Below are 15,005 nucleotides of genomic sequence, written 5' to 3' on the forward strand. Positions count from 1 at the left end.
CCCGCCACCGCAGGCTCAGGCTGCAGTTCCGGGTACGTCGCGCCGTCCCCGCAACCAGCGCCACGAGTCGAGCGCATCGAACGCCAGCGAGACGCCGTTGATGGACAGCAGCACGATCGCGAGCGCCATTTCGGCCGTTGACGGCGGCAGACTGCCGGCGGCACCGGAGATGCGCACGGCCAGCGCGATTTCCAGCGGAATCCAGGCCAGCAGGTGCGGCAGCGACATCGCCCGGCTCATGCCGCCGGCGAACCACATGATCGGCACGTTGGTGGCCACCACCAGGAGGGCGGCCGCGGCGCCCGCACGACCGCTCCAGGTGTCCAGCAACAGAAACGGCAACACGTTGACCGGTATCAGCACGAAGCCCACCCAGACCTGCACCCAGCGGGGCAGGCTGCGATACGAGTGCCAGATTCTTGCCAGCCTGCTGTGCATCCGCGCAGCTTGATGCCATCGAGGGCCGCGTTGCAATCGGTACGCAGCGGCTGCGGGTCGTCCGCGCCAGTCCGTTGCCCCCGACGCATGGTGTGGCCGTGGTGGCGCAGCCGATGCCTGCCACCTTGCTGCCTTGCCGCCTCATCGGCTCGATGGAATCGTGTCGCGCGTCCGTAGCGTGAATCCTTTTGCCTCGTGTGCGGCTCTATGGGTTGCCGGACACCCCGGCTCACCTTACGGAGATTCCCACCATGAACTACGACAACCTGCTCAAGGTCGCCCTGATCGGCGCGCTGACCGTCGGCGTGGCATCGGTCGCCACCGCCAGCCCGGCGCCGAACGGCGCGAACGACATGAAGAGCGGCAAGATGGCGATGGTCAAGTGCTACGGCATCAACGCGGCGCACAAGAACGACTGCAAGTCGCCGGGGCATTCGTGCGCGGGCCAGGACAGCAAGGCGCGCGATGCCAATGCGTTCGTGGCGCTGCCGGCCGGCTTGTGCGAGAAGATCGATGGCGGCTCCACCACGCCGGCCGACAAGGCCTGAGCCAGCCCATGAACTGCCTGCTGCCCCATGCGCAGCGTCCGGTCCCGGTAGCCGCCGGGATCGGTTTGCGCGCGCCGCACGTTGCACGCGTGCTGCAGGAGCGGCCGCCGGTGCCGTGGTTCGAGGTGCACAGCGAGAACTACTTCGCCGCCGGTGGCCCGCTGCACGCGGCGCTGGAACGCATCCGCGCCGACTATCCGCTCAGCCTGCACGGCGTCGGCCTGTCGCTGGGCTCGGCCGATGCGTTTGACATCGCGCATCTGGGCCGCCTGCGGCAGCTGGTCGACCGCTACCAGCCCGCGTTGGTCTCGGACCACATCTGCTGGGGTGCAGTCGGCGGCATCCACCTGAACGACCTGCTGCCGCTGCCGTATACGAAAGAGGCGCTGGACCTGATGGTTTCGCGCGTGCAGCAGGTGCAGGACGCGCTGGGGCGCGAGTTCCTGGTCGAGAACGTTTCCAGCTATCTCCGCTTCCGTCATGCCGACATGCCGGAGTCGGCCTTCGTCGCCGAGCTGGTACGCCGCAGCGGCTGCGGCTTGCTGCTGGACGTGAACAACGTTTACGTCAACAGCGTCAATCACGGTTTCGACCCGCGCGAGTACCTGCGTGCCATGCCGCATGCCTCGGTGCGCGAGATCCATCTGGCCGGCTTTCTGCGCAAGGACCACCTGCCGGTGCCGCTGCTGATCGACAGCCACAGCCGTCCGGTCGCCGACGAAGTGTGGGCGCTCTACCGCGAGGCGCTGGAACTGTGCGGGCCGCAGCCGACCCTGATCGAATGGGACCAGGACATTCCCGAACTGGAGGTGCTGCTGGCCGAAGCCGCCCGTGCCGAGGAGGCGCTGCATGCCTGCCGCACCGCGATTGCATGAACTGCAGCAAGGCTTCGCCGCGGCCGTGCTGGGCCGCGGCGACGACGTGGCGGCATGGGTCGACGGCGCCGGGCTGGAACCGGCGGCACGGCTGCGCGTTTACCGCAACGCGGTGGCCGCAACCCTCAAGGCGGCCCTGCACGACGCTTTTCCCACCGTGCACGCGCTGGTGGGCGAGGATTTCTTCGACGCGATGGCGGCGCGCTACCGCCAGCAGCATCCCTCGACCTGCGGCAACCTGCAGGCATTCGGCGTCGCGTTGCCCGGGTTCATCGAGGCGATGCCGCAGGCCCGGGCGCTGGGTTATCTGGCGGACATCGCGAGGCTGGACTGGCTGCGCCAGCTGACCGTGCTGGCGCCGGATGCGGCGCCTGCCGATGCCCGCGCCGCCGCCGACGCGGCTGCGGTGGAGCCGCACCGGCTGCATCTCCGCCTGCATCCGAGCCTGCACCGGCTGCACAGCCGCTGGGCCGTGTTCACGCTGTGGCAGTGGTGTCAGTCGCCCATCGGGCCGGCTCCGCGTGCCGATCAGGGCGGCGAGAGCGTCCTGCTGTGGCGTGACGGCGGCGAGGTCGCCATGGCCGTCGCCGACCCTGCCACGTTCCGCTGCATCGAGGTGCTGGCCGCGGGCGGCGACGTGGCGGCGGCCCATCGGGCGGCCGCGGATCTGGATTCCCATTTTGATCTTCAACCCTGTCTGCGGGATCTGCTCGTGCAGGGTCTGGTCGTGGCATTCAACAATCAAGAGGGCTGCACATGAACAAGCTGCTTTGGCGCGCGGGTGGTTGGTACCGGCAACTGGCGACGGCGCTGTCGAGCCTGGGGCCGCTGGTGCTGCTGTTGTTCCGGGTATGGGTGGCGCTGGCGTTCTGGCGTGCCGGCGTAGTGAAGTTCGACGACCCGGCGGGTACGTCCTACCTGTTCAACAACGAATACCACGTGCCGCTGCTGTCCGGCGACGTCGCGGCGTTTCTCGGCACCTGGATCGAGCTGGTCACGCCATGGTTCCTGCTGCTGGGGCTGGGCGGGCGGCTGACGGCGGGGTTCCTGTTCGTCTACAACATCATGGCCGTCGTTTCCTACCCGGATCTGTGGCCACACGGCTTCTGGGCAGGCCTGATCGGCAACGATTTCAGCGACCACAAGGTCTGGGCGATGATGCTGCTGGCGGTGATCGCCTGGGGTCCGGGCGCGTTCTCGCTCGATCGTATCCTCGAGCGGTTCCGGCGCAACGACGGTGCGGATGCCGCGGTGCGGGCAGGGTAGCCAGCCGTGCCGGTGAGCCCGCTTGAATCCTTTGTTGCGCTGGTGTCCTCTATGGAGCGAGAGAACGGGAATCTCCGCCATCTGCACCATCGAACAACCACGCCAAGGTTCACCCATGCGACATGACCCGATCCTCCTGGAATCAGCGCGGCAGGGCGACCTCGCCGCGCTGGAGCGGCTGCTGACCGCCTGTCGGCCCGACCTGCGGCGCATCGCCCAATCGCAATGCGCCAGCAGCGTGGATCCGGACGATGCGGTGCAGGAATCGTTGTTGTTGATCTACCGCCGGCTCGGCACGCTGCGCACGGCCGCCGCGTTTCCCGCCTGGGCCTTCTCGATCGTGCGCCACGAGTGCCACCGGCTGCTGCGTGCGATGCGCGGCCAGGTCGCGTTGCCGGAACCGGATCACGCCGTCTTCGTCTATGTCGAGCGCCTCGATATGCGATCGGATCTGGCCGCCGCCATCCAGTCCCTGCCGGAGAAATATCGCGAGGCGATCATCCTTCGCGATTTCGAGGAGTACTCGATCAGCGAGATCGCCGACCAGCTCCGGCTGACGCGGGAGGCGGTCAAGAGCCGCATCCATCGTGGCCGCCAGATGGTTCAGGAATACCTCAAGGACTGAGCGGCGCACCGGATACTTTTACCCATGAAAAGTCGCACCACGATCCTCCGCTGGCTGATCGTCATCGGCCTGTCCGGCGCGGTCGCCGTGTTCTTCGCGCTGGGCTGGCAGCACCTGTTCACACTCGCGGCGCTGAAGGCGCAACTGCTCGCGCTGAACGCTTTCAGGCAGACCCATCCGTGGCTGCTCGGCGGCGGGTTTTTCCTGCTGTATGTCGTGGTCACCGCGCTGTCGCTGCCGGTGGCCACGGTGCTGACTCTGGCCGGCGGCGCCTTGTTCGGCTTGTTGGAAGGCACGCTGCTGGTGTCGTTTGCCTCCAGCATCGGCGCGACGCTGGCCTTCCTGGCCAGCCGGTTCGTATTCCGCGACACGGTGCAGCAGCGCTTCGGCAAACGTCTCGGCGGGATCAACGAGGGCATGCGGCGCGAAGGGGCGCTCTACCTGTTCACGCTGCGGCTGGTGCCGGTGGTCCCGTTCTTCATGGTCAACCTGCTGATGGGACTGACCACGCTGCCGGCGCGCACGTTCTACGGGGTCAGCCAGCTCGGCATGCTGGCGGCGACCTTGGTGTTCGTGAATGCCGGCACCCAGCTGGCCAGCCTGCAGTCGCTGTCCGACATCCTGTCGCCGCGGATCATCGGCTCGTTCGTGTTGCTCGGGGTCTTTCCGCTGCTGGCGCGCCGGGGCGTGGCGCGGGTCAGGGCGGGCCGGGTGTATGCGCGCTGGCCCCGGCCGAAACGCTTCGAGCGCAACCTGGTGGTGATCGGTGCCGGCTCGGCCGGCCTGGTCAGCGCCTACATCGCCGCCGCCGTGCGCGCGAAGGTCACCCTCATCGAAAAGCGGGCGATGGGCGGCGACTGCCTCAACACCGGCTGCGTGCCGTCGAAGGCGCTGATCCATGCCGCGCGGCTGGCGGCGCAGGCGCGCGGCGCCGGTCGTGCCGGCGTGCAGGTGGGCGAGGTGCGGGTGGATTTCCGCGCGGTGATGGAACGGGTGCAACAGGCCGTCGCCGCCGTGGCGCCGCATGACTCGGTGGCGCGTTACCGCGAGCTGGGCGTGGACGTGCAGCGTGGCCAGGCGCGCATCGTGTCGCCGTGGATCGTGGAGGTGGACGGCAAGCCGATCAGCACGCGGTCGATCGTGATCGCTTCCGGTGCCGAGCCGTTCGTGCCGCCGATCGAGGGCATCGAAGACGCCGGCTACCTCACTTCGGACACCTTGTGGCAGTTGCGCGAACTGCCCGCGCGCCTGCTGGTGATGGGTGGCGGCCCGACCGGTTGCGAGCTGGCGCAGGCGTTTGCCCGGCTCGGCTCGCAGGTAACCCAGGTCGAGGCCGTCGATCGGCTGCTGCTGCGCGAGGACGATGACGTGTCGGCCTTTGTGCAGGCCCGGCTCGCGGCCGATGGCGTGGACGTGCGTACCGGGCACAAGGCGGTATCGGTCGAGCGCGATGGCGACCGGCAGGTACTGGTCTGCGAGACGGCTGGCGGACGGGTACGGCTGCCGTGCGACCGCCTGCTGGTGGCGGTGGGACGCAAGCCGCGCACCGCCGGCCTCGGCCTGGAAGCGTTGGGCATTCCGGCCGCGCGCACGGTGGAAACGGACGCGTACCTGGCCACGCTGTACCCCAACATCCATGCCTGTGGCGACGTGGCCGGCCCGTTCCAGTTCACCCATACCGCGGCGCACCAGGCCTGGTACGCGTCGGTCAACGCGCTGTTCGGCCAGGTCTGGCGCTTCCGCGCGGATTACTCGGTGATCCCCGCGGTCACCTTCGTCGATCCGGAGGTCGCGCGCGTCGGCCTCAACGAACGCGAGGCGGGCGAGCAGGGCATCGCCTGCGAGGTGACCCGCTATGGACTGGACGAGCTCGATCGCGCGATCACCGAGGATCGCGCGCAGGGTTTCATCAAGGTGCTGACGCCGCCGGGCAAGGATCGCATCCTGGGCGTCACCATCGTCGGCGCCCAGGCCGGGGAGATGCTGGCCGAGTTCGTGCTGGCGATGCGCCATGGGCTGGGGCTCAACAAGCTCCTCGGCACCATCCACGCCTATCCGACCTGGGCCGAGGCCAACAAGTACGCCGCCGGTCAATGGAAAAAGGCACATGCGCCCGAGCGCGTGCTGGGCTGGCTGGCTCGCTACCACGCCTGGCGCCGCGGATGATTGCGCCATGAACACCGCGACCGAATGTCGCCCGACCGGGCAGGAGTATTTCAAGTGAACGCCGTTCTTTCCCCATCACGCCCATCGTTTGCACGAACCCTGCGCGCCCACGGGCTGGCGGTGACGCGCACGCCGCTGGAAATCCTGCAGGTCAACGTCGGCAAGCTGTGCGACCTGGCCTGCCAGCACTGCCATGTGGAAGCCGGGCCCAAGCGCACCGAGATCATGCAGGCGGCCACGGTGGCTCGCATCCTGGAACTGCTGGCGAAGGCTCCGCGTGTGCATACGGTGGACCTGACCGGCGGCGCGCCGGAACTCAATCCGCATTTCCGCACGCTGGTGCAGGGATCGCGTGCGCTGGGCAAGGCCGTCATCGACCGCTGCAACCTGACCGTGCTGTTCCGTCCCGGACAGGAGGACACCGCGGAGTTCCTGGCTGCGCAAGGCGTCAAGGTGATCGCCTCGCTGCCTTGCTACAGCAAGGCCAACGTGGAGCAGCAGCGCGGCCAGCACGTGTTCGATCCCAGCCTGCGCGCTCTGCATCGGCTCAATGCGCTCGGCTACGGCCGCGCCGGCTCCGGGCTGGAACTGGACCTGGTCTACAACCCGCTGGGCGCCACGCTGCCGCCCGCCCAGGCAGCGCTGGAGGCGACCTACCGGCGCGAGCTGGCCGAGCACTTCGGCATCGTGTTCAACCACCTGTTCACCATTACCAACATGCCGATCAAGCGCTTCCTGCACCTGCTCGAGCGCGAAGGCCGCCACGAGCGCTACATGCAGACCCTGCTCGATGCGTTCAATCCGCAGGCGGCATTGGGCGTGATGTGCCGCAACCTCTTGTCGGTGAGCTGGGAGGGCGAACTGTTCGACTGCGATTTCAACCAGGCGCTGGAGCTGCCGCTGGGCGGCCGCCGGCGCAACCTGTGGGACATCGACACGCTTGCGGGCGCCGGGTGCGGCCCGATTGCGTTCGCCGACCATTGCTATGGCTGTACCGCCGGGGCGGGCAGCTCCTGTGGAGGATCGTTGACATGAACATGACCCTGGAACACGACACGGCCGCCCGCGCGGGAGAACAGCAAGCCGCCGTGCGCAGCTATTACGGCGAGACCCTGCAGTCGAGCCGCGACCTGCGCACCACGGCCTGCTGCAGCCTGGAGGCGATGCCGGAACACCTGCGCTCGATCCTGGCCCAGCTGCATCCGGAAGTGCGCGATCGCTTCTACGGCTGCGGCTCGCCGCTGCCGCCCGCGCTGGAAGGTGCCACCGTGCTCGACCTCGGCTGCGGCAGCGGACGGGACGTCTATCTGCTGTCGAAGCTGGTGGGCGAGCACGGGCGGGTGATCGGCGTCGACATGACCGAGCAGCAGCTGGCGGTGGCCGAGCGCCATCGCCAATGGCATGCGCAGGCCTTCGGTCATGCACGCAGCAATGTCACCCTGCAGCTCGGCGACCTCGCCGACCTGGCGGCGCTGGGCATCGCCGAGAATTCCGTCGACGTGGTGGTATCCAACTGCGTGCTCAACCTGGTGCCGGACAAGCGCTGCGCGTTCGCCGAAATATGTCGTGTGCTCAAACCCGGTGGCGAGCTGTACTTCTCCGACGTGTTCAGCGACCGCCGATTGCCACGCGAGCTGCTGACCGACCCGGTGCTGCTGGGCGAGTGCTTGGCCGGCGCGCTGTACGTGGAGGATTTCCGCCGGCTGCTCGGCGAGCTGGGCGTGGCCGATGCGCGCGTGTGCGCGCGCAGCCCGATCGCGCTGACCGATGCGGCGATCGAGCAGCGCATCGGCTTTGCGAACTTCGAGTCGATCACCTGGCGCGCCTTCAAGCTGCCGCTGGAGGATCGCTGCGAGGACTACGGCCAGGTTGCGACCTACCTGGGCAGCCTGCCCGGACAGCCGCACCGCTTTGCGCTGGACGACCACCACCTGTTCGAGAGCGGCCGCCCGGTGCGGGTCTGCGGCAACACCGCCGACATGCTCTCGGGCAGCCGCTATGCCGCGCATTTCCGCATCGATGGCGACAAGCGGCGGCATTTCGGCCTGTTCGACTGCGCGCCCGCCGCACCGGCCGGCGCCGCGGCCTGCGGTTGCTGAGATGCCGATGACGTCGTTGTCGGTGATCGTGCCGCTGGCGCCCGGCGAGACCGAATGGCCCGAGCTGCTGCGGCAGCTGGCGGATCTGCCGGATGACAGCGAAGTGATCGTGGTGTGCGCCGACGACGAACCGCGACCGCCACCGACGACGTGGCCCCCCTATCTGCACTATCGGCAGTGCCGCAGTGAAGCCGGCCGTGCCCGCCAGCAGAATTTCGGCGCTGGTCTGGCCAGCGGCGAGTGGTTGTGGTTCCTGCACGCCGACTCGCGTTTGCGCCCCGGCACCCTGCACGAACTGCAGCGTTTCATCGCTCAGGGCAGTGCGGCGCTGGGCTGGTTCACGCTCGCCTTTCGCGGCGATGGCCCGCGCTGGACGGCGTTGAACGCGGCCGGCGCCAACTGGCGCGCGCGCTGGCTGGGATTGCCGTTCGGCGATCAGGGGCTGTTGTTGCCGCGGCATAGTTTCGAGGCACTGCGCGGTTTCGACGAACACGCGCGCTACGGCGAGGACCACCTGCTGGTATGGGCTGCGCGACAGGCCGGCCTGCCGTTGCGGCACATTCCCGCCGTGTTGGAAACCAGCGCACGCAAATACGCGCGGCATGGCTGGTTGAGCACCACGCTCAGGCACTGGCGACTGACGGCGGCCCAGGCGTGGCCGGCGTGGCGCGCCATGCGGCGGGCCAGGCCATGACGACCGCGCTGGCCATCTTCGTCAAGACCCCGGGTCATTCGCCGCTGAAGACGCGGCTGGCCGCGGCGATTGGCGAAGATGACGCGCTCGATTTCCATCGATTGGCCAGCGCTGCCGTGGCGGCGGTGGCCGAGGCGGCCCGGCCACTCGTCACGCCTTACTGGGCGGTGGCCGAAGCCGACGACGCGGCGCATGCCGCGTGGCCGGACTTTCCCACGATCTGGCAGGGGGAGGGCGACCTGGGCACGCGCATGCATCACGTCCTCGACGTCCTGTTGAGCCGGTACGACAGTGTGCTGCTGGTGGGTGCGGACGTGCCGCAGCTCACGCCGGGGCAACTGGTCCAAGCCGCGCAGGCGCTGGCCGCGCCGCCGGTGGCGTTTGTGCTCGGTCCCGCCACCGATGGCGGCTTCTGGCTGTTCGGCGCCAACACCCCGGTGCCGCTGGCGGTCTGGCAGTCGGTGCGCTACTCGCAGGGCGACACCTGCGCGGCACTGCGCCATGCACTGCCCGCGACGGGACGCATCGTCGAGTTGCCCGCGCTCACCGATGTCGACCACGTCGACGATCTGCCGCGGGTGCTGGACGCGCTTGGCCGGCTGCCCGAGGCCTTGCCGGCGCAGCGCGCACTGGCGGAATGGATGCAGCGGCAACTTGCGGAACTTCCGACGGCCTGAATCGTTTTGCCGTCCGGACGACTCCATGCCATGTGGCCTCGTGCCTCGCCTCGTCCTTGCATGACGCTCCCCGGGATGCCAGATGGAAACCCTGCTCGTGCTGTCCGTGCTGTTCCTCGCCGCCACCAACGGCGCCAACGACAATTTCAAGGGCGTGGCCGCCCTGTACGGCAGCCGCCGCGCCGGCTACTGGACCAGCCTGGGCTGGGCGAGCATCACCACCCTGGCCGGATCGCTGTCCTCGGTGTTCCTCGCGCGTGCGTTGCTGAAGGCCTTCACGGGCGCCGGTCTGGTACCGGCCGATGTCGCGGCCCAGCTTCCGTTTGCGCTGGCGGTCGCCGGCGGCGCCGGCCTCACCGTTGCGCTGGCCGCCTGGCGCGGGCAGCCGATCTCGACCACCCACGCGCTGGTCGGCGCGATGAGCGGTGTCGGCCTGATGGCGGTCGGCTCGGCGGTGAAGTTCGGCACACTGGGACACAGCTTCCTGCTGCCGCTGCTGGCGACTCCGGTCATTGCCGTGTTGCCGGCCTGGCTGCTGGCGCCGTGGCTGCGCCGGCTGACCGTGCGTGCGGAGCGCGAGCCGGAATGCGAGTGCACGGTGAGTGTGGTGCAGGTCTCCACGGAGGGATTGATGTTGCGTACGGGCATGCCGGTGGCCCTCATCGGCACCGTGGCCGAGTGCGAAAGCGTCGGGGCCAGCCGCGTGTGGCGGCCCGATGCCCGTGGTCTGGTGGATGGCCTGCTGTATCTCTCCGGTGGCGCGGTCAGTTTCGCCAGGGGCCTGAACGACACGCCCAAGATCGCGGCCCTGCTGCTGCCGGTCGCGGCGCTGGACGGCAGCGCCTCGGCGCTGGCGGTCGGTCTGGCGATGCTGGTGGGCGGTCTGCTGGGGGCGAGGCGCGTCGCCCGAACCATGAGCGACAGGATCACGCGGCTCGATGCCGGCGGAGCGCTGGCCGCCGGCTTGACCACCAGTCTGCTGGTCGGCACGGCTTCCTTCAGCGGATTGCCGGTGTCCACGACCCATGTGTCGGTCGGCGCACTCGCCGGCACTGGCATCGGCAACGGGGTCGGCGTGGATCGCCCGGTGATGACCGCCATCGTCCTTTCCTGGCTGATCACCGTGCCCGCCGGCGCGCTGTTCGGCGCGCTGCTGTATCTGTGGCTGGGCTGACTGGCGGCCGCGTCGATTTCCTGAATCCTTTTGGTTGCCGGCGGCCTCTCTGTTGTCGAGACCGCGTGTCTCTTCCGCAACTTTTCCTGTCACCTGCCTTGGAGAAACCCATGAAAGCTTCCGTGAAATTCGCTTCGCTCGCCGCCCTGACCGCCGCCATCGTTGCCCTTCCCGCCGCTGCCGCGGACATGAGCGGCGCCCAGGCCAAGTGCGCGCCGTCGACGAGCATGACCAAGTGCGGCGCCAAGTGTGCAGCGGGCAAGTGCGCCGCGAAGAAGCACGTGCACATGCACAAGCACATGAAGGCGAAGTGCGGCGCCAGTAAATGCGCTCCCAAATGCGCTCCCAAGTGCGGAGCGAAGTGCGCTCCCAAGTGCGCCGCCCAGCACTGATGGCACCGGCGCCTGGCCGGCGGCATCGACGCCGATGCCGCCGGCCAGCGCTTGCTGGGAACCTGCGTCGCCCGATCCAGCGGGCTGGCACAGTCGAAGGTAGCCATCGCGCCGTGAGCCAGCGCGTCATGTCCGTCTTTTGACATCGTGCGGAACCGGGACGTCGCTCGCGCCGATCTGCGGTCATGGGGAAACCCGGGAGCTTGGGCGGTAGAAACAGGGCGCCTGGCGACCCCGGAGGATATTCCCGGCGGGCGCTTCCTCCAGCAGCCTGCCCGAAGCTCTGAGGTGCGCGAAACCAGCTGATCGGAGCGCCATGAATCCTTTTCCCGCGTGGCGCCCTCTATCGCCTATCCGGCAGGACGGGGTGGGGCAGGGGGCATCGTGCACAGATGGTTGTCGTCGGGGCTGGCACACGTTGCCGGGAAACGGAGTCGCGCCGATGGCGCCCGGAATGCGCGCCTGTGATCCGTGTCCGCCACCCGGGCTCGACCCGGCCAGCGGGCGCATGCCCGGCCGAGGACGAAACGCGGCCGGGCAGGAGTTATGGCCCGCCCGACCCCGCTGTGCTGCACGCGGCGAGGCATGGAGATCCTCGTGCGATCGAGGCGGTACTGAAGCACTGCCGTCCCGGACTGTGCGGTATCGCGCGCAAGTGCTGTCCCGCGGGTTCGGATCCGGAGGACGCGGTGCAGGAGTCCATGCTGCTGATCTACCGCCACGTCACCGGCCTGCGGTCGAACGAAGCTTTCCCGGCGTGGGTGGCGTCCATCGTCCGCCGCGTCTGCCAGCGCCTGGCGCTGCGCCAGATGCCCCCGACCGAGGAGATTGCCGAGGACACGCTGGTGGGCTCGGACGAAGCGCCCGCCCTCGGCTATGACCTGGTGCAGGCGTTCGCCGACCTGCCTGGCGCGTACCGTGAGGCCGTGATCCTGCGCGATGTCGAGGAGTTGGCGCTGACCGAGATCGCCGAAGCGCTCGATGTGTCGCTGGAAATCGCCAAGAACCGGATCCATCGCGGTCGCAAGCGGCTGCGCAGCTACCTCGACGGATAGCGGGCGTATTCGATTCATCGAACGCAGTTGCCCGGCGGGTGAATCTTTTTGCCCTGAGGCTGTCTCTTTATCCTTGGACAGAATGCCAGGGGGCTGAACGCCACCATGGCATGGGAACCACCGCGCGTGCGGCCACCCACAGGGGCCGGGCGTGGGGTTTCCTTGGGAGCCGGGTGCCTGCGCGCCGGGCAAGGGAACGTCAACAGGGGGTTATTCCGTCGGTGTGGGCTGGAACAGGGCAGCTCACTGACAAGCGGCATCCCGCCTTCAGGGCCGGGATGTTTGGCATGCGTCCACGTTTCAGAACCGTGACGCAGGTCAAACTGTCTCGGCGGCAGGGTGTCTCGAAATACGCGGATCCAGGGGATCCGTTGCCGCGGTAGCGCCAGGGTCCTGGCCATCCGCGGGTCACACGCAAGTTTCCGGGCAGTACCACTTGTCGGCATCCAGCGGATGTCGCACGGGCGGCTGCACCCATCCAACAGGGGAAGTCATGGTTACTCGAAGGTTTACCTTGAAGCTCGGCGCCGCTGCCGGCGCCAGCCTGCTGCTGAAACCGGCGCTCGGCCAGACCGTGCCGCAAAGTGGACTGGTCTATCCGGATGGCTGGATGCCAACCTGGAAAAGCGATCCCAGTCCGCCGGCAAGACCTTTCGTGACGCCGTTGTTCATCATGCCGATCGCCAAGCCGGTGCCCGAGTCCGTGCTCGACCCGGCGCCCGATCCGCAGAGTCACCAGCGCTACCTCGAGTTCGCCCCGAAGAAGTTCTACACCCAGACCCTGCAAGAGATTCGCTGGGTCTACCACATCGATCCGCCGTACAACCAGGGCACGTGGGGCTACGGGTTCGACGGCATCTGCCCGGGCCAGACTTTCGTGACGCGCTACGGTGAGCCGGTGCTGGTGCGCCGGATCAACGCACTGCCGCCGGTGGGCAGCGGCAAGGTGGGCTGGGCGATGCCTTCGTTCGCCATTCACACGCACAACGGCCACCAGGCCTCGGAAAGCGACGGCTTTCCGGGCGACTACGCCGACCCGGGCGAATTCTGGGATCACCATTACCCGCTGTTCCCCGCCGGCTTCGACAAGCGCGAGACGATGGGCACGCTGTGGTACCACGACCACCGCCTGGACTTCACCGCGCCGAACGTCTACGCCGGCCTGTCGGGGTTCTTCCTCTGCTACGACGACCTGGATTCCGGCAACGAGAACGACCCCAATCCGGAGGCGTTCCGCCTGCCCAGCGGCGAGTTCGACGTGCCGCTGATCCTGCATGACGTGAAGTTCGACCAGAACGGCCAGTGCGTGTGGGATTTCGTCAACGCCCACCCGGTCAATTCCACCGAGGGTGCGGGCGGCTTCTCGCCCAGCCCGACCTACACCATCAACGGCATGGTGGGCGACCGCTTCACGGTGAACCGGACCATCCAGCCGTATTTCGAGGTGAAGCGGCGCAAGTACCGCCTGCGCCTGCTCAACGGCGGCCCCTCGCGGTTCTACTCGCTGGCCTTCACCCGCGACGGCAAGACCCCGGAGCCGGTGTACGTTATCTCCAGCGACGGCAACCTGCTGCCCAAGCCGGTGCTGCTGCAGGACTATTTCGACCTGTGGCCGGCCAACCGCCACGACATCATCGTCGACTTCTCGCGCTACCAGGACGGCGACAAGCTGTACCTGACCAACCGGCTGGAGGAGCGCGACGACGGTGCCGGGGCGACCGGACGTTACCTCGATCCGACCAACCTGATCATGCGCTTCGACGTGACCGGCAACCCGGTGGAGGATCCGAGCCGGGTTCCCGCGTTCATGCGCGCGCTGCCGGAGATTGATCTCGGCGAGGTCAAGCGCGAACGCACCTTCGTGTTCGACTACACCAACGGCATGTGGACCATCAACGGCCGCCTGATGGACCCCAACCGCATCGACGCGGCAATCGAGCAGGGCAGCGCCGAGATCTGGACGCTGCGCAACGACGGCGACGCCTGGGGACATCCGATCCACTCCCACTTCGAGGAGTTCCATATCCTGGAGATCAACGGCAAGCCGGTGCAGCCGGGCGATCTCAACTACGGCCGCAAGGACGTGGTGCAGCTGGGGCCGGGCGACGAGGTGAAGTTCTTCGGTCGCTGGCGCGACTTCTTCGGCAAGTACGTCATGCACTGCCACAACGTGGTGCACGAGGACCACGCGATGATGCTCCGCTGGGACATCGTCGAACCGGGCAAGGGCTACTGACCCCATGCGCACGCAACATCACCTGTGGAGCCAGGCATGAACAATCGTCGCGATTTCCTGAAGCATCTCTCCGGCACTGCCGCCGGCTTGCTGGTGGCCGGCACCGGGCTGGCGGCAGAGGCCAAGGCCGCCCATGCGCATCATCCAGTCCTGCTCGATCCGTCCACCCTGCACGGCCCCAGCCACTTCCCCGAGGCGGTGGTCGAGGACAGCCACGGCCGCAAGCGCAAGCTCTACGCCGACCTGGTGAAAGGCAAGGTCGTGTTGATCAACTACATGGCGATCGACAACGAAGAGGCGTTTCCGATCACCGCCTCGCTGGCGGAGATCCTGCGTCGGCTGGACGAGCGGGCGCGTGCCCGGATCCACCTGGTGTCCATCACCAGTGATCCGGTGCGCGACACGTCCGCGCGCCTGCGTGACTTCGCCAACCGGATGGGCGCCGGCGCCGGCTGGGATTTCGTCCGGCTGACCGGCAACGACAGCGCCGTGGTATCCGCGCGGCTCAACCGCCATGCCCACCGGCCGAATCCGCGGGCCGGGTCGGACGTCATCCATTACGGCAACGAGCCAGTCGGCCTGTGGGGTGTATTCCCGGTGGGCATCCACCCGGACGACGCGGCCATGCGCGTGGCCCGCATCGTGCCGGGCGAGCCTGTCAGCGGCCTGGCCCGCCGCGCCGGGCCGCGCAAGCTCGATTCCACCGGGCATACGTTCAACCACCGCATTGCTTGAAGCCGGTCGCGGCCGGGCGCCCACG

General features: G+C 68.1%; 15 protein-coding genes. 14 read left to right on the plus strand and 1 reads right to left on the minus strand.

Annotated features, from left to right (window positions below):
- Nucleotides 1-15: 15 nt before the first annotated feature.
- Nucleotides 16-372 carry a hypothetical protein gene (locus tag AC3WQA_RS01780; RefSeq protein WP_492673402.1) on the minus strand — a complete coding sequence of 119 codons (357 nt, stop codon included), beginning with the start codon at nt 370-372 and terminating at the stop codon, nt 16-18.
- Nucleotides 373-689: 317 nt separating this feature from the next.
- Here AC3WQA_RS01780 and AC3WQA_RS01785 point away from each other — a divergent pair, with 317 nt between their 5' ends.
- From AC3WQA_RS01785 to AC3WQA_RS01850, 14 genes are all read left to right on the plus strand, one after another.
- Nucleotides 690-986 carry a BufA1 family periplasmic bufferin-type metallophore gene (locus AC3WQA_RS01785; protein WP_492673403.1) on the plus strand — a complete coding sequence of 99 codons (297 nt, stop codon included), beginning with the start codon at nt 690-692 and terminating at the stop codon, nt 984-986.
- Between the two features lie 8 nt (nt 987-994).
- Nucleotides 995-1,861: an MNIO family bufferin maturase gene (gene bufB, locus AC3WQA_RS01790; protein ID WP_492673404.1), complete on the plus strand. Its 867-nt coding sequence runs from the start codon at nt 995-997 to the stop codon at nt 1,859-1,861.
- Complete coding sequence (locus AC3WQA_RS01795) at nt 1,854-2,621, plus strand: HvfC/BufC family peptide modification chaperone (RefSeq protein WP_492673405.1); 768 nt, start codon at nt 1,854-1,856, stop codon at nt 2,619-2,621. The genes bufB and AC3WQA_RS01795 overlap by 8 nt, the downstream gene beginning before the upstream one ends.
- Nucleotides 2,618-3,127 carry a DoxX family protein gene (locus AC3WQA_RS01800; RefSeq protein WP_492673406.1) on the plus strand — a complete coding sequence of 170 codons (510 nt, stop codon included), beginning with the start codon at nt 2,618-2,620 and terminating at the stop codon, nt 3,125-3,127. Before AC3WQA_RS01795 ends, AC3WQA_RS01800 begins: the two co-directional genes overlap by 4 nt.
- A 115-nt stretch (nt 3,128-3,242) precedes the next feature.
- Nucleotides 3,243-3,752 (plus strand): RNA polymerase sigma factor, encoded by a 510-nt coding sequence (locus AC3WQA_RS01805; protein ID WP_492673407.1) that lies wholly within the window; start codon nt 3,243-3,245, stop codon nt 3,750-3,752.
- Between the two features lie 24 nt (nt 3,753-3,776).
- Entirely contained in the window at nt 3,777-5,918 is a 2,142-nt protein-coding gene (locus AC3WQA_RS01810) for a dihydrolipoyl dehydrogenase family protein (RefSeq protein WP_492673408.1), read from the plus strand.
- A gap of 54 nt (nt 5,919-5,972) precedes the next feature.
- Nucleotides 5,973-6,953: an arsenosugar biosynthesis radical SAM (seleno)protein ArsS gene (gene arsS, locus AC3WQA_RS01815; protein WP_492673409.1), complete on the plus strand. Its 981-nt coding sequence runs from the start codon at nt 5,973-5,975 to the stop codon at nt 6,951-6,953.
- Entirely contained in the window at nt 6,950-8,017 is a 1,068-nt protein-coding gene (locus AC3WQA_RS01820; RefSeq protein WP_492673410.1) for a methyltransferase domain-containing protein, read from the plus strand. Before arsS ends, AC3WQA_RS01820 begins: the two co-directional genes overlap by 4 nt.
- 1 nt (nt 8,018) lies before the next feature.
- Entirely contained in the window at nt 8,019-8,711 is a 693-nt protein-coding gene (locus AC3WQA_RS01825; protein ID WP_492673411.1) for a TIGR04283 family arsenosugar biosynthesis glycosyltransferase, read from the plus strand.
- Nucleotides 8,708-9,388 (plus strand): TIGR04282 family arsenosugar biosynthesis glycosyltransferase, encoded by a 681-nt coding sequence (locus AC3WQA_RS01830; RefSeq protein WP_492673412.1) that lies wholly within the window; start codon nt 8,708-8,710, stop codon nt 9,386-9,388. Before AC3WQA_RS01825 ends, AC3WQA_RS01830 begins: the two co-directional genes overlap by 4 nt.
- A gap of 82 nt (nt 9,389-9,470) precedes the next feature.
- Nucleotides 9,471-10,562 (plus strand): inorganic phosphate transporter, encoded by a 1,092-nt coding sequence (locus AC3WQA_RS01835; protein ID WP_492673413.1) that lies wholly within the window; start codon nt 9,471-9,473, stop codon nt 10,560-10,562.
- A 784-nt stretch (nt 10,563-11,346) separates the two neighbouring features.
- Nucleotides 11,347-12,009 carry an RNA polymerase sigma factor gene (locus tag AC3WQA_RS01840; protein ID WP_492673414.1) on the plus strand — a complete coding sequence of 221 codons (663 nt, stop codon included), beginning with the start codon at nt 11,347-11,349 and terminating at the stop codon, nt 12,007-12,009.
- A gap of 514 nt (nt 12,010-12,523) precedes the next feature.
- Entirely contained in the window at nt 12,524-14,245 is a 1,722-nt protein-coding gene (locus AC3WQA_RS01845) for a multicopper oxidase family protein (protein ID WP_492673415.1), read from the plus strand.
- Between the two features lie 36 nt (nt 14,246-14,281).
- The gene (locus tag AC3WQA_RS01850) at nt 14,282-14,980 is read left to right on the plus strand and encodes an SCO family protein (RefSeq protein ID WP_492673416.1); all 699 of its coding nucleotides are present in this window, start codon (nt 14,282-14,284) and stop codon (nt 14,978-14,980) included.
- Nucleotides 14,981-15,005 lie beyond the last annotated feature (25 nt).

It is taken from the genome of Rhodanobacter sp. FW106-PBR-R2A-2-24, from assembly GCF_058789615.1.

Coding starts and splice junctions, on each gene's coding strand:
- AC3WQA_RS01850 (WP_492673416.1), top strand. CDS start 14,282: ATGAACAATCGTCGCGATTTCCTGAAGCATCTCTCCGGCACTGCCGCC.
- AC3WQA_RS01810 (WP_492673408.1), top strand. CDS start 3,777: ATGAAAAGTCGCACCACGATCCTCCGCTGGCTGATCGTCATCGGCCTG.
- AC3WQA_RS01805 (WP_492673407.1), top strand. CDS start 3,243: ATGCGACATGACCCGATCCTCCTGGAATCAGCGCGGCAGGGCGACCTC.
- bufB (WP_492673404.1), top strand. CDS start 995: ATGAACTGCCTGCTGCCCCATGCGCAGCGTCCGGTCCCGGTAGCCGCC.
- AC3WQA_RS01825 (WP_492673411.1), top strand. CDS start 8,019: ATGCCGATGACGTCGTTGTCGGTGATCGTGCCGCTGGCGCCCGGCGAG.
- AC3WQA_RS01785 (WP_492673403.1), top strand. CDS start 690: ATGAACTACGACAACCTGCTCAAGGTCGCCCTGATCGGCGCGCTGACC.
- AC3WQA_RS01820 (WP_492673410.1), top strand. CDS start 6,950: ATGAACATGACCCTGGAACACGACACGGCCGCCCGCGCGGGAGAACAG.
- AC3WQA_RS01830 (WP_492673412.1), top strand. CDS start 8,708: ATGACGACCGCGCTGGCCATCTTCGTCAAGACCCCGGGTCATTCGCCG.
- AC3WQA_RS01835 (WP_492673413.1), top strand. CDS start 9,471: ATGGAAACCCTGCTCGTGCTGTCCGTGCTGTTCCTCGCCGCCACCAAC.
- AC3WQA_RS01800 (WP_492673406.1), top strand. CDS start 2,618: ATGAACAAGCTGCTTTGGCGCGCGGGTGGTTGGTACCGGCAACTGGCG.
- AC3WQA_RS01840 (WP_492673414.1), top strand. CDS start 11,347: ATGGTTGTCGTCGGGGCTGGCACACGTTGCCGGGAAACGGAGTCGCGC.